Annotated in this window: 22 protein-coding genes; 11 read left to right on the plus strand and 11 right to left on the minus strand. The window is 68.9% G+C overall.

Annotated features, from left to right (window positions below; genetic code table 11):
* Positions 1–161 precede the first annotated feature (161 nt).
* On the minus strand, positions 162–1199 hold the full coding sequence (locus tag AAF430_13580; GenBank protein ID MEM7411262.1) for a metallopeptidase family protein: 1038 nt from the start codon (positions 1197–1199) through the stop codon (positions 162–164).
* Between the two features lie 232 nt (positions 1200–1431).
* Entirely contained in the window at positions 1432–2136 is a 705-nt protein-coding gene (locus tag AAF430_13585; protein ID MEM7411263.1) for a C4-type zinc ribbon domain-containing protein, read from the minus strand.
* A gap of 48 nt (positions 2137–2184) precedes the next feature.
* Between AAF430_13585 and AAF430_13590 the strand changes: the two genes are divergently transcribed.
* Together AAF430_13590 and AAF430_13595 are read left to right on the plus strand one after the other, a co-directional pair.
* Entirely contained in the window at positions 2185–3015 is an 831-nt protein-coding gene (locus AAF430_13590; GenBank protein MEM7411264.1) for a glycosyltransferase, read from the plus strand.
* Positions 3016–3043: 28 nt separating this feature from the next.
* Positions 3044–4165 (plus strand): DegT/DnrJ/EryC1/StrS family aminotransferase, encoded by a 1122-nt coding sequence (locus AAF430_13595; GenBank protein ID MEM7411265.1) that lies wholly within the window; start codon positions 3044–3046, stop codon positions 4163–4165.
* Between the two features lie 12 nt (positions 4166–4177).
* Here AAF430_13595 and AAF430_13600 read toward each other — a convergent pair whose 3' ends face one another.
* Positions 4178–4630 (minus strand): SRPBCC family protein, encoded by a 453-nt coding sequence (locus AAF430_13600; protein ID MEM7411266.1) that lies wholly within the window; start codon positions 4628–4630, stop codon positions 4178–4180.
* Entirely contained in the window at positions 4627–5067 is a 441-nt protein-coding gene (locus AAF430_13605) for a DUF393 domain-containing protein (protein ID MEM7411267.1), read from the minus strand. Before AAF430_13605 ends, AAF430_13600 begins: the two co-directional genes overlap by 4 nt.
* Positions 5068–5203: 136 nt before the next feature.
* On the opposite strand from AAF430_13605, the gene AAF430_13610 reads away from it, so the two are divergent.
* A complete protein-coding gene (locus tag AAF430_13610; GenBank protein MEM7411268.1) occupies positions 5204–6223 on the plus strand; it encodes a 1-acyl-sn-glycerol-3-phosphate acyltransferase in 1020 nt (339 codons plus the stop codon).
* A 62-nt stretch (positions 6224–6285) separates the two neighbouring features.
* Positions 6286–6459 (plus strand): hypothetical protein, encoded by a 174-nt coding sequence (locus AAF430_13615; GenBank protein ID MEM7411269.1) that lies wholly within the window; start codon positions 6286–6288, stop codon positions 6457–6459.
* On the opposite strand, the gene AAF430_13620 is transcribed toward AAF430_13615, so the two are convergent.
* From AAF430_13620 to AAF430_13645, 6 genes are all read right to left on the minus strand, one after another.
* Positions 6456–6896: a VOC family protein gene (locus AAF430_13620; protein MEM7411270.1), complete on the minus strand. Its 441-nt coding sequence runs from the start codon at positions 6894–6896 to the stop codon at positions 6456–6458. The two genes, AAF430_13615 and AAF430_13620, sit on opposite strands and share 4 nt — an antisense overlap.
* A gap of 28 nt (positions 6897–6924) precedes the next feature.
* On the minus strand, positions 6925–7830 hold the full coding sequence (locus AAF430_13625) for an LLM class flavin-dependent oxidoreductase (GenBank protein ID MEM7411271.1): 906 nt from the start codon (positions 7828–7830) through the stop codon (positions 6925–6927).
* A gap of 23 nt (positions 7831–7853) precedes the next feature.
* On the minus strand, positions 7854–8615 hold the full coding sequence (locus AAF430_13630; protein ID MEM7411272.1) for a glucose 1-dehydrogenase: 762 nt from the start codon (positions 8613–8615) through the stop codon (positions 7854–7856).
* 55 nt (positions 8616–8670) lie between these two features.
* A complete protein-coding gene (locus tag AAF430_13635) occupies positions 8671–10212 on the minus strand; it encodes a DUF5666 domain-containing protein (protein MEM7411273.1) in 1542 nt (513 codons plus the stop codon).
* Positions 10209–11048, minus strand: a complete 840-nt coding sequence (locus AAF430_13640) for a DUF6502 family protein (protein ID MEM7411274.1) — start codon at positions 11046–11048, stop codon at positions 10209–10211. Before AAF430_13640 ends, AAF430_13635 begins: the two co-directional genes overlap by 4 nt.
* 151 nt (positions 11049–11199) lie before the next feature.
* Positions 11200–13176, minus strand: coding sequence for a pyrroloquinoline quinone-dependent dehydrogenase (locus AAF430_13645; GenBank protein MEM7411275.1), 1977 nt, complete (start codon positions 13174–13176; stop codon positions 11200–11202).
* A gap of 86 nt (positions 13177–13262) precedes the next feature.
* Here AAF430_13645 and AAF430_13650 point away from each other — a divergent pair, with 86 nt between their 5' ends.
* The 3 genes from AAF430_13650 to AAF430_13660 all read left to right on the plus strand — a co-directional run bounded on the left by AAF430_13650 (position 13263) and on the right by AAF430_13660 (position 16899).
* Positions 13263–14027: an SDR family oxidoreductase gene (locus tag AAF430_13650; GenBank protein MEM7411276.1), complete on the plus strand. Its 765-nt coding sequence runs from the start codon at positions 13263–13265 to the stop codon at positions 14025–14027.
* Positions 14028–14077: 50 nt separating this feature from the next.
* Positions 14078–14860, plus strand: a complete 783-nt coding sequence (locus tag AAF430_13655) for an enoyl-CoA hydratase-related protein (GenBank protein ID MEM7411277.1) — start codon at positions 14078–14080, stop codon at positions 14858–14860.
* 125 nt (positions 14861–14985) lie between these two features.
* Positions 14986–16899, plus strand: a complete 1914-nt coding sequence (locus AAF430_13660) for an alkyl sulfatase dimerization domain-containing protein (GenBank protein ID MEM7411278.1) — start codon at positions 14986–14988, stop codon at positions 16897–16899.
* Positions 16900–16915: 16 nt separating this feature from the next.
* Here AAF430_13660 and AAF430_13665 read toward each other — a convergent pair whose 3' ends face one another.
* Complete coding sequence (locus tag AAF430_13665; GenBank protein ID MEM7411279.1) at positions 16916–18397, minus strand: MBL fold metallo-hydrolase; 1482 nt, start codon at positions 18395–18397, stop codon at positions 16916–16918.
* Positions 18398–18559: 162 nt separating this feature from the next.
* On the opposite strand from AAF430_13665, the gene AAF430_13670 reads away from it, so the two are divergent.
* The 4 genes from AAF430_13670 to AAF430_13685 all read left to right on the plus strand — a co-directional run bounded on the left by AAF430_13670 (position 18560) and on the right by AAF430_13685 (position 22345).
* Positions 18560–20809 carry a molybdopterin-dependent oxidoreductase gene (locus tag AAF430_13670; GenBank protein ID MEM7411280.1) on the plus strand — a complete coding sequence of 750 codons (2250 nt, stop codon included), beginning with the start codon at positions 18560–18562 and terminating at the stop codon, positions 20807–20809.
* A gap of 96 nt (positions 20810–20905) precedes the next feature.
* Complete coding sequence (locus AAF430_13675; GenBank protein MEM7411281.1) at positions 20906–21298, plus strand: hypothetical protein; 393 nt, start codon at positions 20906–20908, stop codon at positions 21296–21298.
* Position 21299: 1 nt separating this feature from the next.
* Positions 21300–21893 carry a hypothetical protein gene (locus tag AAF430_13680; GenBank protein ID MEM7411282.1) on the plus strand — a complete coding sequence of 198 codons (594 nt, stop codon included), beginning with the start codon at positions 21300–21302 and terminating at the stop codon, positions 21891–21893.
* Between the two features lie 11 nt (positions 21894–21904).
* Complete coding sequence (locus AAF430_13685; GenBank protein ID MEM7411283.1) at positions 21905–22345, plus strand: hypothetical protein; 441 nt, start codon at positions 21905–21907, stop codon at positions 22343–22345.
* Positions 22346–22348: the final 3 nt, after the last annotated feature.

A 22348-nucleotide genomic window follows, 5' to 3' on the forward strand; every position in this document is an offset into this window, starting at 1 on the left:
CAGTGCCCCCTACGCCGAGATCTCGCAACGAAGAGATCGAGCCGAAGGCGGGTTCCGGTCTAGGAGCTCGATTTCGGGTCGAGATCATGGCGCGAAATCGGAGGCGTAGTGCTTCCTACGCCGAGATTTCGCGACACCGAGATCGGCCCGAAGGCGAGCTCCTACGCCAAACCGAGGCGTTCGAGGTCTTCTTCGGAAAGCCCCAGGTGGTGGCCAATCTCGTGACGCACCGTGATCTGGATCTGCTCGATCAAGTCGTCGCGATCGCGGCAGATCTTCTCGAGGTTCTTCTGGAAGAGGATCACCCGGGTCACGTCCGTCGGCTGATGCGTCGGGCCGCCTTCGGTGCGCGGCGTGCCGATGTAGATCCCCAGGATCTGGGGGGACACGCCTTCCTCGGCCAGCAGGGCGTCGGACGGGTAGTCCTCGACGAGGACGGGCACGTCGTCGACGTACTCGCGGATCGAGCGCGGCAGGTTGTCGATCGCCTCGGCGACCGCCCCGCGGAAGAACTCGGGGTCGACCGCCACGGGCAGCGGGTAGTGGTGGGGGTCGAGGGCGTTCGCCGCCTCGAAGGCGCGCTCGGAGTTGTCGGCGTCCCCGAGTCGCTCGAGCACCAGCGCCAGGTGGTAGAAGGCGTGTCCCGACTCGGGGTCGAGGATGGTGGCGGCCTCGAGGGCACGGCGGGCATCGTCGAAGCGACCGAGCTCGAAGAGGATCTGACCGTCGAAGGCGCGGTAGACGGGCACATCGCCGGCGGTCTTGATCGCTCGGCGGGTCAGGAACAGGGCTCCCTCGAGGTCGTCGAGGTAGAACACCGCCTTTGCCTTCAGGTAGTAGACCTCGCCCTCGCTGCTGCGGTCGAGGCGCGGCAGGCTGGCCTGTCCGCCCAACAGCTCGTCGCAGAGCGCCACAGCCTGCTCGTACTCGCCGAGGTCCTCGACGAGCAGCTCGGCACGATTCAAATGCGCCGTGATGAACTTGGGATCGGCCTGCAGCGAGCGCTCGAATTCGTAGAGCGACTCTTCCACGCGCCCTTCGTCCCAGAGGATCTCGCCGCGGCCGTTGTGGGCCTCGGCGCCATCGGGATGCGCGCGGAGCGCTTCATCGAGCCATGCCAGGGCTTCATCGATGCGTCCGCCGTGAGACGCTTCCATCGCCTGGTCGAGACAGTCCCAGTACCGATCGTTGTTCTTCATGCCCCGTCCGCTGGAGTAGGGGGGGAGGCCCCAGCCGGTGGTCGAAGGCGCAGCATAGCAGACGGGCCCTTCCGAACGGCGTTCGCGGCTCCGTCGGGAGGAACCCGCAACCTCTCGTTATCAATGGGGAAAAGGGAATTTTTGCGCATGCGATCGGGCATCGCCGCGGGCCGGGGAACATCGCCTCGAAACGCCCGGAATCGACCTCGAATCCCGGGTTTCCCGCGGCGGTTCAGTCGCGCTCGAGCACCAGGATGCGCTGGCAGTTGCCGCAGGTGATCAGCGACTCGCCCTTGTGGAGCTCGATCAGGTTCTGGGGCGGCAGGCCCACCCGACAGCCCATGCAGGTCTCACCCTTCGCCACCGCGATCGCGGGTTTGCGGCGCTTCGCGACCTTGTCGTAGTGGGCGAGGAGCTTGGCGTCGAGCTGCTCGGCGCGGCTGCCGCGCTCCCGGTGCAGATTGGCGAGGCTCTGGTCGAGCGACTTCTCGCGATCGTCCAGGACGATCGTCTCCGCCGCGGCGCGCTCGTCGATCTCGGCGGACGCCTGTTGCGCCTCGGCCACGATGCCGCGTGCCTGCTCGCTCGACTCCATCGACTCGAGAATCTGGGTCTCGGCCGCCGACGCCTGCGCGCGCGCATTCTCGATCTCTTGAAGCAGCGCGGTGTAGGCCTCGTTCGTCTTGACCGCGTGCTGCTGGCCCTCGAGTTTCGTGACCAGCGCCTCCTGATCGGCCAGCACGGCCTCGTGCCGCCGCTGCTCCTGCTCGGCCTCCTGCACTTGCGTCTCGGCGAGCGCGATGGCATCGGCGCCCGCCTTCCGCTGGGCGGCCAGTGTGGCCCGCGCCTCGGGGAGGGACGCCTTCTCTTCGTCGCAAGCGGCGATCTGCACGTCGAGTTCGGAGATCTCGACGAGGATGTCGGTGCCAGCGGGCATGGGTGCCTCGTTCGGCGAGCGCCGGGAGGATATCGTCGGGGGCCCACGATGCGAACCTCTTTCGGACCCCAGGGCCCCACCACGTCGGTGATCGTGGCCGCCTACAACCAGCCGCGCGAGCTGGGGCTGGTACTCGCAGCGCTGGCGGCCCAGACCGATCCGGCCTTCGACGTCGTCGTTGCCGATGACGGTTCACACCCCCCCGCTCAGGAGACCGTCGAGCGCCTGCGAGCCGAGCTCCCGTTTCCCGTGCGCTGCGTCTGGCAAGAGGACGACGGGTTTCAGAAGATGCGCGCGCAGAACCGCGCCGCGCTCGCCACCGAAACCGAGCTCCTGATCTTCGTCGACGGCGATTGCGTGCCCTACCGCAACTGGGTCGAGGTGTACCGGCAAGCGGCGGTGCCCGGAGAGTTCCTGGTCGGGGGCTACATCTTCCTGGACCCCGAAGAGACCGCGGCGCTGACGCCAGCCTCGGTGCGCGCCGGAGCCCACGAGCGCCGGCTCGACGCCGCCACCTGGCGACGACTCCACTGGGCCCACTTCCGAAACTGGCTCTATGCGGGGCGCAAACCGAACCGACCGCGCATCCGGGGCGGCAACTTCGCCGTGGCCCGCGACCTCTTCTGGAAGGTCGATGGCTTCGACGAAGCCTTCGCGGGCTTCGGCAAGGAAGACTCGGAGCTGCGCAACCGCATGCGGAAGGCCGGCGCTCGGGGGATCAGCCTCTGGCACCGGGCCCGACTGTGCCACGTCTCGACCGACGTCTTCCCCGGGGTCCCGCGTCCCCCGACGCCACGCGACCTCTACGAGGAGAGCTTTCGGCGCGTCCGGGCGCGACAGGGCCTCTCGAGCCATGGGGCTCCCCCGCCGGCGGGCTGAACCCGTGGAACTCCGCTAGAACAGGCGCATGGGGAACAGCACGATGCAGGTACCGCTGGTCGATCTGCGCGCCGCTTTCGCGCCGGTGAAGGAGCAGGTGTTTCGTGACTTCGAGTCGATTCTCGATGGCATGCAGCTGTTCCAGGGCCCCCACATCCGAGCCCTCGAGAGCGAGTTCGCCGACTACTGCGGCGCCCGCCACGGCCTCGGCCTCTCGAACGGCACCGACGCGCTGTTCGCGGCGCTGATGGCCTGCGGGGTCGGGCGAGGCGACGAGGTCATCGCTCCCGCCCACACCTTCTTTGCGACGATCGAGGCGATCGTGCACGTCGGTGCGATCCCGGTGCTCGCCGACGTCGAGCCGGACACCTTGACCCTGGACCCCGACGCGGTCCGCGAGGCCGTCACCGAGAAGACCCGGGCGATCCTGCCGGTTCACCTCTACGGACAAGCCGCGGACATGGATCCGCTCCACGAGATCGCGCGCGAGCACGAGCTCCGGGTCATCGAGGACGCGGCGCAGGCCCACGGTGCCCGCTACCACGGCCGACGCTGCGGCAACCTCGGCGACGTCGCGAGCTTCAGCTTCTACTTCACCAAGAACCTGGGCGGCGTCGGTGAAGGCGGCTTCGTCACCACCAACGACGACGAGATCGCGCGCCAGGTCGAGTTGCTGCGGCACCATGGCCACGTCTCGAAGTTCGAACACGAGATCATCGGCTACAACCTGCGCCTCGACGAGCTCCAGGCGGCAGTGCTCCGGGCGAAGCTCCCGACGCTCGACGAGGGCAACGCGGCACGGCGCGCCCACGCGGCCCGCTACGACGCGCTCTTCGCCGGTTCGGCCGCGCGCGTTCCGGTGGCACGAGCGGGCAACGAGCACGTCTACCACGTGTACACGCTGCGGGTTCCCGAGCGCGACGCCCTCGCCGCCTATCTGGGCGAGCAGGGCATCGGCACGGGCATCCACTACAAGAACCCGGGCCACGAACAGCCGGCACTGCGGCATCACGAGCATCGCGCAGGCGATCTCAAGGTGACGCGCGAGGCCTGCCGAGAGCTGATCTCGATCCCGATGTACCCGCAGCTCACCGAGGAACAGATCGAGTACGTGGCGTCCCACGTGCTCGCATTCCTGTCGCGGGTCTAGCGTCGCTCTCGGTCAGCCGCCGACGAGCTCGGGCACCATCGCGGCGCGGTAGTCGAAGATGCGGTCGAGCTGGCGGCGCACGATGGGGTGCGCGATTTCGCCGAGGGGCGAAAGCGGAAGCGCGTAGCGCACCTCGTCGATCATCAGGGTCGCCCCTTCCGACTCTTCGAAGCGATGGGTGTGGTGCCAGAGCGCGTAGGGACCCCGGCGCTGCTCGTCCACGAAGTGGTAGGGCGGCTCCCAGGCCGAGATCTCGGTGCGCCAGCCAAAGGGCACGCCGAACAGGCGTAGCTGGTACTCGATGATCGCACCCACGCGCATCTCGATCGGGAGCGGGGTCGTGATCTGGAAGCGCAGCTCGGGCGGGGTGATGCGTCCCAGGTTCGCGGCGTCGGCGAAGAACGGGAAGACGTCCTTCGGGCTGCCCTCGAGGCGCAGTTCGCGTCGCAACAGGTGTTCGGTCATGCCGGGCCAGCCCCGAGCTTCGCGGCGCAGTGGTCCTCGCAAGCGTGGTTGCGCCCGGTGAGGCGCAGGCGGTACTTCGCGAACCAGCGATAGGCGGCATCGAAGACGGGGCCGAGGACCGGCCAGGCCGACGGCGCCGTCACCCAGCCGAGCCCCACCGCGGTGTAGGCCCGACGGAAGACCTCCATCCCCTCGATCAGCGTGCGGTCGGGCAGCACCCCGTGGATCCGCGCCATCAGCGTGGCGTGGTCGGTCTCGAAGAGGCCTGCATCGAAGTCCGCCGCCGCGATGTCCACGGTCGCCAGCCGCCCCTCGGGATTGCGGCGCTCGAGCATCGCGATCTCCCGGGCGCAGAGGGGGCAGTCCCCATCGAAGAGGATGGCCACCTGCCAGCCGGATCGCTGAAAGAGCTCACTCGCGGGGATCGGATCTGCCATAGGGTGACCTTAACGGCGGCTCGCGAAACCGGCATGAGGGCCCCTCGGAGGCCCCGGCGCCTCACTGGCGCCGGATCTCCCACCCGCTATGACTGGCCGCTGGGGCGAGCCACAACGGAGAATTCGCGGAAACGCCATGAGCTCCGCATTCACTCGTCGCGGGATCACCGTCCCCGCCATGTTCCTCGGCTGTGTCGCATCGTGGATCACGTTGCCGGTGTGGCTGCCGATTCTGCTCGTCACGGACGTGGTGCGTGGCGTGCGTTTTGCGGGCACGCGGCTCGCCGCGATGCTGACCTGGATGTTCACCTGCGAGGTCCTCGGCCTCGTCTCTGCCGCCGGCATCGGCATCTTGCGCGCCCTCGGGGTCGACTCGGAAGCACGCTTTCGCGAGCGCAACTACCAGCTCCAGAACTTCTGGGCCGGCGCGATCTTCCGCGGCGTCGAGCGCATCTTCGGCCTGCGCGTGCAGATCGAACCGGGGGGCGAGCCGCCGCCCGACGGACCGATCCTGTTGTTGCTGCGCCACGCCAGCATGGGCGACACGCTGCTTCCCTCGGTCCTGTTCGCGATCCCCTACGGCTACCAGCTTCGCTACGTGCTGAAGAAGGAGCTCCTCTGGGATCCCTGCCTCGACATCGTCGGGCAGCGTCTGCCCAACGTGTTCGTCGACCGCAGCGCCCCGAACGGCAAGACCGAGATCGGCGCGGTCGCCGCTCTCGCGCGCAACCTGGAGCCTCACGAAGGCGTGCTGATCTACCCGGAAGGCACCCGCTTCTCGGCCGAGAAGCGAGCGCGCGCCGTCGAGCGCCTCCAGGACACGGGCGACCCGGCCTTCGCAGCCCGCGCCGCCCGCCTCCGCAACGTGTTGCCCCCCCGCCTGGGCGGCGTGAGCGCGCTCCTGGACCGGTTCGCCAGTGAGGGAAACGGCCACGTCGTCGTGTGCGGGCATGTCGGCTTCGAAGGCGCCGCGGGTTGGTCCGACCTCTGGAGCGGGCGCGTGATCGATCGGGAGATCCGGGTCCGCTGCTGGACCACCCCGGCGTCGCAGCTGCCCGCCGAGCGGGGCGAATGGCTGCTCGATGCCTGGACCGAGCTCGACGCCTGGATCGGCGAAGCGCTCCGAGGCCAGGATTCTTCGCGGAACGTGAACTAGTTCACAGCAGCCGGGGATCCGAGCCGACGATCCTTCTGGAGTCCCCCTTGGAGGCTCCGCTCATGCACCCCAAGATCGCCGCTCTCTTCCTCGCCGGTGTGTCGCTCCTGGCGGCCGTCGGGCTCTTCGCCGACCCCCTGCATCCGCACTGCGGTAGCGGGGTCTGCGCCTCGCTGCACGCGCTCGACCAGGGCGCCGACACGAGTGCGCCGGTCGCCCTGCGCCCGACCCGCTAGGCGTCCCCTTCCATCATCTCGACGCGGATCCCGTTCGGGTCCGTGAGAAAGAACATGCGCACCGGCGTCGCGATGTCGTCGAAGGCGAAGATGGGCGTCGGCTCGCGCCCCTCGGCGCTCGCCCGCGCGTGCGCCGCGTCGAGGTCCGCCACACGGAAGGAGAGCCCGCCCAGTCCGACCGGGTAGCCCTCGGGCGGCGCTGCCGCTGCGCGCGATACGTCGAGGGTCTCGATCGTGTGCAAGCGGACGGAGCCGGCGCGAACGAAGGTGTCCCGGATCCGCACACCCGGGCGACCGAACATCGCGTCCAGGGCGGGCGCCTCGAGCTCCTCGTCCGACTCGAGCTCGGCTCCGAGGCCCTTGCACCAGAAGTCGAGGGTCGCGTCCGTATCCGCGACATGGACGATCAAGTGACTGACGACGAGCGGAGCGGGCATCGACTCCTCCTTGGCTGTCGAGCGACGACTAGTCGAACGCGGCGAATAGCTCCTGGAACGCGACGAGCTGGTTTCCCGCCGCCGAGGAGGGCACCAGGATCGGCGTGCGCACGCCAGCGTCGAACCAGGCCTCGAGACCTTCGCGCACCTCGTTCACCGAGCCGAACAGGGTGCAATCGGCCAGCCAGCGATCGCTCATCAGCTCGGTGAGCCGGTCGCGCTCCCCGTTCTCGATGGCCTTCTCGATCGCCTCCATCTCCTCGACGTAGCCGGCTTCCTTCCAGTAGTTGCGGTAGTTCGGAAGGTTCACGTACATGACGAGGGTCTTGCGATTGCGCGCCTTCGCCGCCTCGCGGTCGTCGCTGATGCAGGTGGGCAGCATGTCACCCACGTAGAAGTTCGGATCGTTCCGCTTCGCGTCGGGCAACGCGGCGAGCGAGGCCTGCATGTGGGAGCGCGATGCGTTCGCGAACACGACGCCCTCGGCGATCTCGCCGGCCAGCGCGACCATGCGCTGCCGCAACCCGGCGACGACCACCGGCGGCAGCTCTCCGACTCGCTTGGCTCCCTTCAGCCCCTCGACGAACTCTCGCATGTCCGAGAGCGGCTTTCCGGTGCGAAGGCCGAGCCGCGCGTTCATCGGCGCATGGCTGACGCCGACGCCGAAGTGGAAACGCCCGCCCGAGAGTTCGTGGATCAGCGCGACGGTCTCGGCGTAGTCGAGAACGTGTCGCGTGTAGAGGTTGGCGATGGCGGTTCCGAACCGGATCGTCTTCGTGTGGAGCGCCAGGGCTTCGCAGAGCCCGACCGCATCGCCGAAGCTCGCGCAGTAGAGGCCGGCGAAACCGCGCTTCTCGCATTCGGTGGCGAGCTCGAGGGCGGAACGCCGGCGGCCGGGAACGGCGGCAAGAGCAACGGCGGGGAGTCGGGTCACGGGGTTCTCCTGGTGAAGCGCGTTCAGACGGCAGTCAGTCCGCCGTCGATGGCGAGTTCCGAGCCGTTCATATAGCGCGACGCATCGGACGCGAGGTAGAGCACGAGTTCGCCGATCTCCTGGGGCGTGCCGGCCAGGTAGCGACCGTCTTCGGGCGCGTTGTCGACCGTCGCCGGGTCGACCCCGGTCCGCGCCTGCAAGGAGCGAATCCCGGGCGTGTCCACGCCGCCGGGGTGGATCGAGTTGCAGCGGATCGGGTCGCCGCGCTCGATGCAGTGGGCCGCGACGCTCTTCGTGAAGCCGCGCACGGCGGCCTTGCTGGCGCCGTAGACCGCGAAGGTGGGAAAGCCGACCAGCCCGGAAGCCGACGACATGTTGATGATCGAGCCGCCACCGCTCTCGCGCATCGCAGCGATGGCGTATTTGCACCCGAGGAAGACGCCCGAGAAGTTCACCGCGAAGACCTTCTCGACGAGGGCCAGGGTCGACGACTCGGGGTCCCCGGGCTCGATCACCCCGGCGTTGTTCACCAGGACGTCGAGGGGGCCGAAGCGCTCGCGGGTCGCGGCGATGGCGTGCTCCCAGTCGGCCTCCTGGGTGACGTCGTGGCGCACGAACAGGGCGTCGCTGCCGAGCTCCTTCTCGGCCTCGCGTCCGAGTGACTCGTTCACGTCGGTGATGGCGACCCGCGCGCCCTCCCGCAGCAGCACTTCGGCGGTGCCCCGACCGATGCCCGACGCACCGCCCGTCACGATCGCCACCTTCCCTGCGACACGTCCCGCCATGAACGCACTCCTCTCCGGCGACTTCCCGTCGCGCGGTGGCGCATTCTAGGCAGACCTAGTCGTCGAGATCCACTTCGTTGGCGATGTCGAAGGTCGTCTCCGAGCCGTCTTCCTCGTCGGTCGCGGTCAGCTCGGTGCCCACGGCCAGCCCGGCCAGGAAGGCGGTCACGTCGAGGACGTTCCCGTCATCGTCGCGCGTGGTGCCCTGGACGAGCTCGACGAACACGCCGTGCAGCATAAAACCGCGCCCACCCAGTGGATCGGTGTCCACGGCCTCGATGGCCCCCGTGAGCTCGACGTCGTCGACGTCTTCCCGTTCGATCTCGGTCGCCCGGATCCGCCCATCGCCGACGTCGACCCCGTGCACTTCGAGGAAGTCCCCGACCATCAGCTCCTCGAGGTTCAGATCGTCGTCGCCCCCGTCGTCGTCTTCGAGACGCAGGGAGGGATCGACCTCGACGATGAGCTGCGAGAACCCCTCCATCCCGGGCGTTCCCTCGACGAGCAGCAGGATCTCGTTCTGGGCCAGGCGGTCGAGGCCGCCCGTCGCGATCCGGGCCGCGACCTGCGCGTTCGGATCTTCCAGACGCAGGGTCGCTGCGACCAGGATCCCGCCGACGACGTCGCCCTCGACCTCGACATAGACCCCGTCCTCGAAGAGCGCCGGCGTGTTCGGCTCGAGGGTGGCGCTGCCGGCGGAGACGGGCAGCCCGTTCACGCTGAAACTGGAGAGACTCGAGAAGTCGTCGACCACGCCCTGGACTTCGACCGCGGGGCTCCCGATCGGCACGGCCTGGGAGAAGGGCACGAAGGGTCGGATCGTCGTGGCCATCACCTCGGGGTTCATGCCCGCCTGCGTCTGGATGCCCTCCACCTCGACGAGCGCGCCAGCGGAAGGCGACATGGTCGGCAGCCCGCTGCAGTCGGTCGTGCCGCCGCAGACGAACTGAACGGTCGTGGGCCCGATCTCGAAATCGAGAAGGCCGAGGCTGTCGACCCGCCCCTTGAACTCGACCGGGGTCGCGTTGAGGACGAGGGGGCCCAGATCCTCGAGTCGGGTCGCGCGGATCGTGCCGTCGGTCTCGACCGGGCCGCTGACTTCGACGACGCGGTTCAGCGCGAGGGTGTCGAAGGTGATGCCTTCGAACACGGTGAGTCCTTCGTCGATCACGACCCGCTGCCCCAGCACCGTGAACTCTCGCTGGTTGGTCTGTCCCATCACGTTCACCGGGGTCTGTTCGACCGCGCCGCGGATCGCCTCATCGAAGATCACCGTCGTGGCCGAGCCGGTCGCGCCCGTGGCGTCGCGCGTGCCGTCGACGCGCAGGTACATGCCGAGCTCGAGATCCGCTTCGGTGAATGGCGCACCCCCGCCGCCGCGGGTCTCTCCGTCGATCTCGATCGTTCCCGTGGCCGCCAGGCTCCAGGCCGTGCCGGTCACGAAGAAGCTACCGAAGCCCGTGACCGAGCCCGAGGAGATACCCGTGCCGCCGATCCCGCCACTCGCGACGTCGGTCCCACCGCCTCCGCTGCTCCCTCCGCCGCTGCAGGAGAGGCAGAATGCGAGCCCGAAGACGAATGCGAGTCGAGCACTCACGACGCGTCCTCGTCGTCGTTCTCGTCTTCGACCGAGTGTTCGCGGTAGAAGATGCCGAGCACAGCGCGATGCCGACCGCTGCCCTCCACCTCCGGGTTCGCATCCCGGTCGCTCTTCGCCATGCGCTCGTCGAGGTGTTCGAGCAGGCGCTGCGCGCGCTTCGCGGCGTCGCGACGCAGCGAAGGCAGGCTCTCCCCAACGAGATTGTCGTAGGAGACCTTGCGCTGAAAGAACGCATCTTCCGCAGGCTGGGTGAGATTGTGATCGATCGTCTCGACCAGATCCGTCACGTCCAACCCGAGGATCGCGAGCTTCTCCTCTTCGCCCGTCCGGGGAACGTAGGCACGCGTCACCAGCCGCAGGCGCCCATCGCGGGTGTACTCCGCGGCATCCACCCGCAGCAACTCGTCGAGTACCGCACGCACCGGTACATCGCCGCCGAAGCGCTGCACCAGCTCGGTGAACGTGCGCCCTTCGCCCTCGATCGGCAGGGTCGCGGGTCGACCGGCCTTGTCGTTGAAGTCGGCCTCACGGACCCAGGCGCTGATGACGCGCGCGGCGCGGTTGTATCGCTCGACCGGCGCCGCAGCGGCATCGCCCTCGCGCTGGAGCCGACTCACTTCCTTGCGCGTCAGGCCGGTCAGGACGGAGACGCGCGAGATCGACGGCTTCCTGCCCGGGACCCCGAACTCCTGCTCCGCGACTTCCACGTACACCTGCTTCGCGTGATCCGAGAAGACTCCGAACGGCACGCCGTTGCGCAGAAGAATGCGCACCAAGGGCCGCAGCAGCCGGCGAATCGCCGCCGTCAGCGTCGCCCGCAGCTGTTCACTCATGGGGGCCCTGGATTCCGGGTGCTGCCGATATTGGGAATTTTAACCCAAATCTGGGAGTTGGGAAGCGGGGGGATCCCAGCGGCGCCGCGGCCCGGCGGAGGCGCCACAACTGCCTGACATGCAAGTGAAAATCGGCCCCCTGAGGCCCACCCTATTCGGGGAGCGCGAAGGCCAGCAGCGCGTCGCCGGTGCCCGTGAGCGGGTTGCCGCCGGCCGCGACCACGACGAACTGACGACTCGACGCGCGCAACCGGTAGGTGGCGGGCGTCGCATTCGCCGTAAACGGAATGCGGGTGCGCCAGAGCTCTTCACCCGAGTCGGCATCGAAGGCGCGGAAGTACTTGTCGGTCGTCGCGCCGATGAAATACACGCCGCCCGCCGTCAGCAGCCCGCCACCGAAGTTGGGGGCACCGAGCTCTCCCCAGAAGGGCAGCGCCCAGACCGGGAACGGCGCCTGATCGCGGGTCGTCCCGAGTGGCACGCGCCACCGCACGTCGCCCGTGGCGAGATCGACGGCGGTCAGGCTGCCCCAGGGCGGCGGGTTGCACGGTGCGCCGAAGCTCGAGAAGAAGGGATGTCGGATGACGCCGTACGGTGTCCCCCGCATCGGGTAGGCCTCGTTCGGGTAGACCAGCGCGCTGGCCGGGAGATCCTCGAAATCGGCCCGCGGCACCAACCGCACCACCATCGCGACGTGGGTCTGGTTGGTGATCAAGAGGCCGCGTTCGGGATCGATCGCGACGCCGCCCCAGTTCATGCCACCCGAGGTGTGGGGGTACTGGATGGAGCCGTGCGTCGTCGGCGGCGTGAACGGCCCCTCCCAGTCGAGCGCCTCGAACTGCTCGACGCAGGAAGCGCGGTCGATCGGCGTGAAGCCGAACAGGTTGTCCGCGTGGAGCTCGGTGTCGTGGAGCGGCGGCGGGTGGGTCGGAAAGGGCTGGGTGGCGGCGAGCGTCTCCTCGGGAACCCCGGCCTGGGGAACCGGACGCTCTTCGACCGGGTAGAGCGGCTCGCCCGTCTCGCGGTCGAGGAGGAAGAGGTGACCCATCTTCGTCGGCTGCACCACCGCCGGACGTCCGCGCCCGACAGCGGGGTGTCGAAAGAGCTGGGGCTGCGCGGGGACGTCGTAGTCCCAGACGTCGTGATGCACGGTCTGGTAGTGCCAGACGACGTCTCCGGACTCGGCGTCGAGGGCCACCGTCGAGCTACCGAAGTGATCGATCCCCCGGCGCGCGCCGCCGAAGCTGTCCGGAGATGGGTTGCCGGTCGGGACGAACACGAGCCCGCGCTCCTCGTCCCCCGAGAGCAGCGACCACACGTTCGGCGTGCCGCGTTGGTACCACTCGCCTTCGGGCGGGTCGGGCGTCCAGCCGGGCGGGACCGGATCCCAGGCCCAGCGCAGCTCCCCCGTGCGCACGTCGAAGGCGCGCACCACACCCGAGGGCGCATCGGTCTTCAGCTGATCGGCGACGAGGGCGCCGAGCACGGCGACGTCTCGGATCACCAGCGGCGGCGAGGTGGGGTAGTACTCCCAATCGGGAACTTCCCCGCCGATGCCCTCGCGCAGGGGGACCCGGCCGCCGTTCCCGAAGCCTTCGCAAAGGCGCCCGTCGTCGGCGTCGAGGGCGATCAACTCCGAGTCTCGCGTCCCATAGAGGATGCGCTTGCGACATGCTTCCCCGACGCGCTCGGGGTCGGGGTCCTCCCAGTACGCGACGCCGCGACAGGTGAGGGGGTAGGGGCCGCCGACACCCTTCCCGCGAAGCTCCGGATCGAAGCTCCAACGCTCCTCCCCGGTCTCGGGGTCGAGCGCAAAGACCCGCATGTAGGGCGTGCAGTAGTAGAGCGTGTCGTTCGTGACGAGCGGCGTCACCTGCAGCGCGGTGGGTGCCTGCTCGGCGCTGCCGGGGAAGGCGTCGCCGCTGTGGTGGCTCCAGGCGAGCTCCAGGTGCGCGACGTTCTCGCGGTCGACCTGGGTGAGCGCGGAGTACCGCGAGCCGCCCTTGTCGCCGGCGTACTCGGGCCAGTCGGCGGTGGGGCCCTCGTAGTCGACGCTCGGACTCCCGCATCCCATCGCAGCGATCCAGATCGCGGCGGCCCAGCACCCTGCCCGTCGGCTCCTTCGCATCGCGGCGCACTCTAGCCCGCCACGCCGCTAGAATGCGACGCGGCCTGGCCCCCTCGCGAGGCTGCGATCGGTGGACAGGAGGACACGTGCCGGGCTTCGTCGGACTCGCGGGCCGCCGCGTCCTCGTGACCGGTGCCGCGAGTGGCATCGCGCGAGCGATCGCGCTGCGTCTCGGTGGGGAAGGGGTCCGCGTCGGATTGCTCGATCGGGACGCCGCCGGCGCCGAACAGGTGGCCGCCGCGATTCGGGCGGATCGGGGCGACGCCTCGTGCCACCCGGCGGACATCAGCGACGCCACCGCGGTCGCAAGCGCCATCGACGCCTTCGAGAGCGACGCGGGCGGGATCGACGGTCTGGTGAACGGCGCGGGCTGGGACACCGCCGCCGACTTCGTGGCGACGACGCCCGAGGACTGGCGCCGCATCATCGACATCAACCTCTATGGACCGCTCCATGTCACCCACGCCGTGTTGTCGCGGATGGCGTCGGAGGGCGCCGGTCGCATCGTGAGCCTGGCCAGCGACGCGGGGCGCGTCGGCTCGTCGGGCGAGTCGGTGTACGCCGCGTGCAAGGCGGGGATCGTCGGGTTCTCGAAGTCGATCGCGCGCGAGCACGCGAAAGCCGGTATCACCGTCAACATCGTCTCGCCCGGACCGACCGACACGCCTCTCTTCGAGAATCTCGACCCCAGCGGCCGCCTCGGTCCTGCCCTCGAACGCGCCATTCCGATGCGCCGGCTCGGCCAGCCGAGTGACTACCCCGGAATCGTCGCGTTCCTGCTCTCGGACGAAGCGGCCTTCATCACCGGCCAGACCATCAGCGTCTCGGGCGGCCTCACCATGCACGGCTAGTTCTCGCACGGCGCCCGGCCCGAGACCGCAGCCCAACGGAAGGAACCCCCATGGACTACGAAGACATCCAGTACGACGTTGCGGACCACGTCGCCACCATCACGATCGACCGGCCGAAGGTGATGAACGCGTTCCGCGCGAACACCTGTGAAGAGCTGATCCACGCCTTCCACACCGCCGGCGCCGACAAGGACATCGGAGCGATCGTGCTCACCGGTGCCGGCGAGCGCGCGTTCTGCACCGGCGGCGACCAGAGCGACCACGGCGACGGCAGCTATGGCGGGCGCGGCGCCCTCGGCATGCCGATCGACGAAGTGCACACGGCGATGCGCGACGCCCCGAAGCCGGTCGTCGCCAAGGTGCGCGGCTACGCGATCGGCGGTGGCAACGTGCTGGCGACGCTCTGCGATCTCACCATCGCCGCCGAGAGCGCGATCTTCGGGCAGGTCGGCCCGAGCATGGGTTCGGTCGATCCGGGCTTTGGCACGGCGTACCTGGCGCGCATCGTGGGGGAGAAGAAGGCGCGCGAGCTCTGGTACCTGTGCCGCCGCTACACCGCCGCCCAGGCCGAGGAGATGGGGCTCGTGAACTGCGTGGTTCCCGACGACCAGCTCGACACCGAGGTCGCCCAGTGGTGCTCCGAGCTGGTCGAGCGCAGCCCGACGGCGATCGCGTTGGCGAAGGCTTCGTTCAACGCGGACACCGAGAGCATCAAGGGGCTCGGCAACATCGCCTTCCAGGCGGTGTCGCTCTACTACGACACCGAAGAGTCGAAGGAAGGCGGTCGGGCGCGTGCCGAGAAGCGCAAGCCCGAGTTCCGGAAGTACGCGTAGGGCCATCGCAGATGCGATCCCATCGGAGGTTTCTCGTGACGTCGGTTGGTCTCCTGCGATCCGGCGCGGGGCTTTGCGCCGCGCTGTTCCTGGCCTGTGTGCATCCCGGGGCGGACACGCCCGCTATGGCCCCTGAGGCCGACGCGTCCGGCGCCACGGCAGCGTCGGCCGCCACGCGCGCCGCCAACGCCACCTACCAGGAGCTGCCCCTCGCCGACGGCGCGGATCGACGCGACGCCGAGCGCGGGCTCGTGGCGCGCGAGGAGCCGCTCGTCATCGAGAACGCCCAGGGAGAGGTGGTCTGGGACAACCGGCAATACGCCTTCCTCGAAGAAGCCGCGCCGGACACGGTGAATCCCAGCCTCTGGCGACAGGCCCAGCTCAATCACCTCCATGGCCTCTACGAGGTCGCGCCGGGCATCCACCAGGTGCGCGGCTACGACCTCAGCAACTTCACCGTGATCGAGGGGAAGACCGGCCGGATCATCGTCGATCCGTTGACCGCAAAGGAGACCGCGGCCGCGGCCTACGCCCTCGTGGAGAAGCACCTGGGCGAGCGGCCGATCCGCGCCGTGATCTTCACCCACAGCCACATCGATCACTTCGGCGGGATCCAGGGGATCCTCACCCCGGAAGAGATCGAGGAGCAGGGCGTCAACATCATTGCGCCGGCCCACTTCATGGACGAAGCCACCAGCGAGAACGTGATCGCCGGCGTGGGCATGCAGCGCCGGGCCGAGTTCATGTTCGGCGCGCGGCTTCCGCGCGGCGCGCGCGGTCACGTCGACAGTGGCCTAGGCCGCGCACCGGCCTACGGACGCGTCGGGATCGCCGAGCCCACCGAGAGCGTGGACCGCACCCCCACCGAGATCGTGCTCGACGGAGTTCGCTTCCTCTTCCAGTACACGCCCGAGAGCGAGGCGCCCGCTGAGTTCATGTTCTACCTGCCCGAGAAGCAGGCCCTGTGCGGCGCCGAAGTCGTGACGCGCACCATGCACAACCTCTACACGCTGCGCGGCGCGAAGGTGCGCGACGCCCTGCGCTGGAGTGGCTACATCGACGAGGCACTCCAGCTCTTCGGCGGCGACGCCGAGGTGCTCTTCTCGACCCACCACTGGCCCACCTGGGGCAATGCGGAGATCGTCGACTACCTCAAGAAGCAGCGCGACACCTACAAGTACGTCCACGACCAGACCATGCGTCTGGCCAACTCGGGCGCGACTCCGCAGGAGATCGCGGACACCCTCGAACTCCCGCCTTCGCTGCGCCCGTCGTTCGCGAACCGCGGCTACTACGGCACCGTGCGCCACAACGCGAAGGCCGTGTATCAGTGGTACTTCGGTTGGTACGACGGCAACCCCGCCCACCTCGACCCGCTGCCGCCGAAGCAGGCAGGCGAGAAGTACGTGGCGGCGATGGGCGGCGCGGACGAGGTCCTGCGCAAGGCCCAGGCCGCCTTCGACACGGACGACCTGCGCTTCGCCGCCATGCTGCTCGACCACCTCGTCTTCGCCGAACCCGGCAACGACGACGCGCGCGAGCTCCTGGCGCGCACCTACGACCAGCTCGGCTACCGCGCCGAGTCGGGCCCGTGGCGCGACGTCTATCTGGTGGGAGCCCACGAGCTGCGCCACGGCACGCCCGAGCCCGGCGGCACCCGACTCGAACTCGCCTTCGATCTGCTCCGCCACACCCCGATGGAGCGCTTCCTCGAGAGCTTCGCCACGCGACTGAACGGGCCCGACGCGGCCGACGTCGAACTCGCGGTCAACCTCGACTTCACCGACACGCGCGAGAACTACACGCTGTGGATCGAGAACGCGGTGCTCCACCACCGCCAGCAGCCCGTCGATCCCGAGGCCGACGCGACGGTCCACCTGACGCGGGAGCTGCTCCTCGAGCTCATCGCGGGGCGCAAGACGGCGCGCGAGTTCCTGTTCTCCGACGACCTCGACGTCGACGGCAGTCGCACGGCGCTGATCCGCTTCTTCTCGCTGCTCGAAGCGCCGGAGGCGAACTTCGCGATCATCGAGCCCTAGGTGCGCGGCCGGGGAATCAGGGCGTGCCCGCCGCCAGCTGGGCGTCGCGCGCCAGGGCCATGGCGTCGAGATAGGCGAGCATGTCCTGGGTGTTCGAACGCGGGTCGAGGATCCGTTCGCGGTAGACGTCTAGGACCAGCTGCTGCACGGCGGCGTTCTCGGGCTCCGCGAGCCAGGCCCAGTCGGCGAAGTGGCTGGCGAGAATCACGTCGGTGGCGAGGTACTCGCGCGTCCGATCGACGAAGGCGTCCATCCCACCGGCGGACTCCACGATCGCCTGCGCTTCGTGCTCGAGGGGGGCCGGCGACCAATGGGAGGGAATGTCGTCCCACCAGCCCGTGTACTGCCGGATCACCATCTTCGAGATGTCGCGCGCGGTGACGTACTGCACGCGAAGCGTGGGGTGCTCGTCGAGGTGCCGCGGCAGCTCGAGGGACTGGAAGATCTGGTCCTTGCGCAGCCCGGCGTTCAGCCCGTCGATGGTGTGCTTCACGACGAACTCGAGCACTTCGGCGTGAACCCCCAGGTTCTCCTGAATGAGGGACGGATCGGTCAGCGCCTCGCCGTGGGCGGGAAGCAGGAGCGCGGGTTCCAGGGCCGCCATCTCTCGCAGTGCGAAGGCCCACTCTTCGGGGTGGCGCTGCACGCGCTTGCCGTTGCCCGCGTTGGGCAAGAAGCCCTGGTAATAGTCGGCCGTCGCCAGCGCGCGTCGCGCAGGCGCCCACACGTAGAGCTGGTCGTCGGTTTCGCCGCGGTGGTGCTGCAAGACGAAGGTCTCACCGCCCACCTCGATCTCGAGGCGGTCGTCGAAGGTGCGCGTTGGCCACACGAGATCTTCACGGCTCGCCGGTAGCTGATGCTCGGGCTGGGACATGTACTTCGCCATCGACCCCCGCAGTCGGATGTAGCGATCGAAGCGCTCCTCGATGGCGGCGTGGGCGATCACCTCGGGGTTCCAGCCCGCTTCGAGGAGTGCCCAGGTGCCATAGGCGTGATCGACGTGACCGTGGGTGTAGATGACCGTGTGCACCGGGAGTGCGCTGATGCTGCGGATCGCCTCGACGAGCGCCGGCCCGGCGGGCGACATGCCCGTATCGACGACCACCAGGCCCTCGTCGGTTTCGAAGAGCACGCAGTTGACGATCGGGAAGCGCACGAGCCAGGTGCGCGGCGCCAGCTCCTCCACCTCGGTGAGCTCGTTCGCGTCGGCGATCGCCTCGTCGGTCTGCCCGAACATGTTCTGCGCGACGTGACGCGAGAAGGTGCCGCCGAAAGCGCCTCCCCCCTGAACGCGGCGGTAGAGGTCCGGGTTCTCGAGGATCAAGCGCGAACGGGTGTCGGTGCCGGCGCGCTGGGCGACCACGGCGCCGACGCGACCGGCGGCCTCGAGCCCGAGCTCGCGGATCGACTCTCCGGTCGGGCTGCGCCCGAGCCAGAAGCCGGCGAGGAAGAGCGCCAGACCTGCGATCCCTGCGAACAGCCAGCGTCCGATCTGCATCCCATCTCCTGTCCTTTGGAGCGCGCGGTGCGCGCAAGTGGTCAGCCCCGCTTGACCCGCGCTTCCACGGACGCGAACGCGTCGCGTAGAATGCGCAGGCCGCGCATTCTGCCACGGCCGCGCGACGTCCACCGCGTCGGCGCTGACCCAGGAGTCCGCACCATGTCCCCGCGACCCTCGGAAGACGGTGTCCACATCAAGACCTGCCCGCTCTGCGAAGCGATGTGCGGACTCGAGGTCCATGTCGAAGGCGGGCGGGTCGAGAAGATCCGACCCCACGACGAGGACGTCTGGAGCCAGGGCTACATCTGTCCGAAGGGCACCACCCTCGGCGATCTGCACCATGATCCGGACCGCTTGCGCACGCCGCTCATCCGTCGCGACGGGCAATTCGTCGAAGCTTCTTGGGAAGAGGCCTTCGCCGAGGCCGAACGGCTGCTGCGGCCGGTGATCGAGAAGCACGGCATGACGGCGGTCACCACCTACATCGGCAATCCGACGGCGCACAACTTCTCGCTCTCGCGCTACGTCGCCGCCTTCGCGCCGATGTCGGGGATCCCCGTCCTGTACTCGGCCGGCACCGTCGACCAGTGGCCGAAGAACGTGTCGTCCGCGCTGATGTACGGCGGCATGTGGACGATCCCCACACCGGACATCGACCGCACCGACTACCTGGTGGTGATGGGCGCGAACCCGCACGCCTCCCAGGGGAGCCTGCTCGCCGCGGCCGACGTGCTGGGACGCTTCGACGCCATCCGCGAACGAGGCGGCCAGGTCATCGTCGTCGATCCGCGCCGCACCGGCACCGCGAAGCGCGCCGACGCCTGGGTGCCGATCCAGCCCGGCACCGACGCGGCCTTCTTGCTCGCCGTGTGCCAGGTGCTCTTCGCGGAAGACCGGGTCGCCCTCGGACGCCTCGCCGACTTCACCGTCGGCGTCGACGAGGTCGAGCGACTCTGCGCCGACTTCACGCCCGAGGCAGTGTCGGCGTGCTGTGGCATTCCCGCCGAGACGATCCGCGAGATCGCGCGCGGCCTCTCGGAGGCCAACGCGGGCTCGGTCTACGGGCGCATCGGCACCTGCAACCAGGAGTTCGGCACCCTCGCCTCCTGGCTCGTCGACGTGGTGAACGTGCTGACGGGCAACCTCGACCGCGAGGGCGGTTCGATGTTCGCGAACCCGATCGCCTGGTCGTTCGTCAACCTGACGCCGCCCGAGTTCGCCGAGGGCTTCACCTTCGGGCGCTGGCAGAGTCGGGTCCGCGGCGCGCCGGAAGTCCTGGGACAGGTGCCCGTCTCGTGCATGGCGGAAGAGATCGCCACGCCCGGCGAGGGCCAGCTCAAGGCCCTGATCACGATCGCGGGCAACCCGGTGCTCTCGGCGCCCGACGCGGGCAAGCTCGACGAAGCCCTGCCCGAACTCGACTGCATGATCAGCATCGACAACTGGCTGAACGAGACCACCCGCCACGCCCACGTGATCTTCCCTGGCTGGTCGGTGCTCGAACAGCCCCACTACGACGAGCTCCTGTGGAACTGGGCCGTGCGCAATGCCGGGAAGTACTCGGAGCCCGTCTTCGCCGCCGATCCCGAGCGACCGGCGGAGTGGGAGATCCTGCTCACCCTCGCCGCGATCCTGCAGGGCCAGAAAGCCGCCGACGTCGACGTCGCGGCCCTCGACAACCTCTTCTACGCGGGCATCGTGGCAACGGTCGCGGCGGACCCGCAGTCGGCGATCGCCGGTCGCGACCCCGCCGAGATCGTCGGCATGAGCGGCGCCCCCGGTCCGCACCGGCTGCTCGACTTCGCCATCCGGATCGGGCCCTGGGGCGACGCGTTCGGGCAGAAGCCCGACGGCCTCACCTTCGAGAAGGTCGCGGCCGAGCCGAACGGCCTCGACATGGGCGCCCTCGAAGCGCGCCTGCCCGAGCTACTGCGCACCCCGAGCGGGAGGCTCGAGCTCGCTCCCGCGTACATCACCGGGGACATCCCGCGATTGCGCGAGCGGCTGGACCGCACCGAGTCCGACCTCGTGCTGGTGAGTCGCCGGCACGTCCGCTCGAACAACTCCTGGATGCACAACGTCGCGCCGCTGATGACCGGCAAGGACCGCTGCACGCTGCTCGTCCACCCCGACGACGCGAAGCGCCGCGGTCTGGTCGACGGAGCCCAGGCCCAGATCACGTCGAAGGCGGGGAGCCTGGTGGCGCCCGTCGAGGTGAGCGACGAGATGCGTCCTGGGGTCGTATGCCTCCCGCACGGATGGGGGCACGACAAGCCCGGCGCGAAGCTCGGGGTCGCGGCGGAGCACGCCGGCGTCTGCAACAACGTGTTGGCGCCGGGCGATCTCGTCGACACCCTCTCGGGCAACGCGATCGTGAACGGGATTCCCGTCGAGCTCGCTCCCGCGTAGCCCCTCGCGACCGGAGAACGTGCTGGGGGCGGGCCCTGCGATCGCAGTGGCACGACCCGGCGCCAGCGGGGGATACTCCCGCGCGGAGGATCCAGCATGCAGCGTTTCGCGATCGGCCTCGCCCTGACCGCCACCCTCGTCTTCGGCGCCTGCGCCAGCGCGCCCCCGCCCGACGACGCCGACAATCTCACCGTGGGCAAGGTCCAGGGCGAGATCAAGGTGGGCATGGACGCCGCCTCGGTGGCCCAGGTCCTGGGCTCGCCGAACATCGTCACCACCGACGACCAGCGCCGCGAGACCTGGATCTACGACAAGGTCTCCAGCGACCGCGTGTCGACCCAGAGCTCGATCGGCGGCGGCATCATCATCTTCGGCGGCGGACGCAGCAGCCAGTCGAGTTCGTCGACCCAGCGCACCCTGACGATCATCATCAAGTTCGACGAACAGAAGATGGTCCGGGACTACAGCTACAACTACTCGCAGTTCTAGCTTGCGCGCGCAGATCGCACTGGGGGTCCTCGTGGCGATGTGCTGCGCGTGTGCGCAGCCGCCGACCGACCCGGGCACGTTCTTCCAGCTCACCCCCGAGAGCGCCCAGCATCGCGCGGCCCAGACCCGTGAGTTCGAGACCCGCGACGAGACCGAGCTCTTGTCGGCCTCGGCCGCCGTGCTCCAGGACCTCGGCTTCCAGGTGTCGGAGAGCGTGCGCGAGGTGGGCTTCCTGCGTGCCGCAAAGGAACGCGGCGCGCGCGAGTACGGACAGGAGATCCAGCGCGGGATCGTCTTCGTCCTGAGCCTCGCGCTGTCGGCGGCCGGGCAGTCCAATGCCACCCAGGTGATTCCCGTCGATCTCCACCAGCAGATCAACGCCTCGCTGGTGACGCGTCCCATCGCCGCCGACGGCTCCCGCTACGAGGTGCGGGTGCTCTTCTATCGCCTGGTGTGGAAGAGCGACGGGCAGAACGGTGATCAGCACATTCCAGCGGGCCAGCAGAAGATGGAGATGATCCGCGACCCGCTCATCTACCAGCAGTTCTTCGCCCGGCTCTCGAAGGCCGTCTTCCTCGAAGCGCACAAGATCTGAAAGGTCCGCCCATGCGACGCGCGACGTTCCGCCGCTTCCTGCCTCTCTTCGCCTCGGCTCTGCTGGGTTGGGGCTGCGCCTCGACACCCGAGCCCGCCCCGGACCTGCTCGCGCCTTCCGAAGAGCAGATGAAGCTGCGCAGCTTCCAGACGCGCACCTTCGAGGTGAAGGACAAGAACCAGGCGATGCGCGGCGTCATCGCGGCACTCCAGGACCTCGGCTTCATCATCGAGCGCGCGAACGAACCGCTCGGGCTGGTGACGGCGGCCCGCTTCGCCGAGCCCCGCTACTTCGACGTGCTGGGCATCACGGTAACGGTGCGTCCCCAGAAGGGCGGCCAGATGCAGATCCGAGCGAACGCGATCTACAACAACGAACCCATCACCGACGCAAAGGTGTATCAGAACTTCTTCGCCACCCTCGAGCGCTCGCTCTTCATCGGGCGGAACTGACAC

The organism is Myxococcota bacterium (assembly GCA_039030075.1).
Lineage (GTDB): Bacteria > Myxococcota_A > UBA9160 > UBA9160 > SMWR01 > JAHEJV01.

Excerpts from the sequence above, each read along its gene's own strand:
- AAF430_13590 (MEM7411264.1), top strand. The coding sequence starts at position 2,185 with ATGCGAACCTCTTTCGGACCCCAGGGCCCCACCACGTCGGTGATCGTG.
- AAF430_13685 (MEM7411283.1), top strand. The coding sequence starts at position 21,905 with ATGCGACGCGCGACGTTCCGCCGCTTCCTGCCTCTCTTCGCCTCGGCT.
- AAF430_13585 (MEM7411263.1), bottom strand. The coding sequence starts at position 2,136 with ATGCCCGCTGGCACCGACATCCTCGTCGAGATCTCCGAACTCGACGTG.
- AAF430_13655 (MEM7411277.1), top strand. The coding sequence starts at position 14,078 with ATGGACTACGAAGACATCCAGTACGACGTTGCGGACCACGTCGCCACC.
- AAF430_13620 (MEM7411270.1), bottom strand. The coding sequence starts at position 6,896 with ATGCCCGCTCCGCTCGTCGTCAGTCACTTGATCGTCCATGTCGCGGAT.
- AAF430_13615 (MEM7411269.1), top strand. The coding sequence starts at position 6,286 with ATGCACCCCAAGATCGCCGCTCTCTTCCTCGCCGGTGTGTCGCTCCTG.
- AAF430_13665 (MEM7411279.1), bottom strand. The coding sequence starts at position 18,397 with ATGCAGATCGGACGCTGGCTGTTCGCAGGGATCGCAGGTCTGGCGCTC.
- AAF430_13675 (MEM7411281.1), top strand. The coding sequence starts at position 20,906 with ATGCAGCGTTTCGCGATCGGCCTCGCCCTGACCGCCACCCTCGTCTTC.
- AAF430_13630 (MEM7411272.1), bottom strand. The coding sequence starts at position 8,615 with ATGGCGGGACGTGTCGCAGGGAAGGTGGCGATCGTGACGGGCGGTGCG.
- AAF430_13660 (MEM7411278.1), top strand. The coding sequence starts at position 14,986 with ATGGCCCCTGAGGCCGACGCGTCCGGCGCCACGGCAGCGTCGGCCGCC.
- AAF430_13640 (MEM7411274.1), bottom strand. The coding sequence starts at position 11,048 with ATGAGTGAACAGCTGCGGGCGACGCTGACGGCGGCGATTCGCCGGCTG.
- AAF430_13610 (MEM7411268.1), top strand. The coding sequence starts at position 5,204 with ATGAGCTCCGCATTCACTCGTCGCGGGATCACCGTCCCCGCCATGTTC.
- AAF430_13605 (MEM7411267.1), bottom strand. The coding sequence starts at position 5,067 with ATGGCAGATCCGATCCCCGCGAGTGAGCTCTTTCAGCGATCCGGCTGG.
- AAF430_13645 (MEM7411275.1), bottom strand. The coding sequence starts at position 13,176 with ATGCGAAGGAGCCGACGGGCAGGGTGCTGGGCCGCCGCGATCTGGATC.
- AAF430_13600 (MEM7411266.1), bottom strand. The coding sequence starts at position 4,630 with ATGACCGAACACCTGTTGCGACGCGAACTGCGCCTCGAGGGCAGCCCG.
- AAF430_13595 (MEM7411265.1), top strand. The coding sequence starts at position 3,044 with ATGGGGAACAGCACGATGCAGGTACCGCTGGTCGATCTGCGCGCCGCT.
- AAF430_13670 (MEM7411280.1), top strand. The coding sequence starts at position 18,560 with ATGTCCCCGCGACCCTCGGAAGACGGTGTCCACATCAAGACCTGCCCG.
- AAF430_13580 (MEM7411262.1), bottom strand. The coding sequence starts at position 1,199 with ATGAAGAACAACGATCGGTACTGGGACTGTCTCGACCAGGCGATGGAA.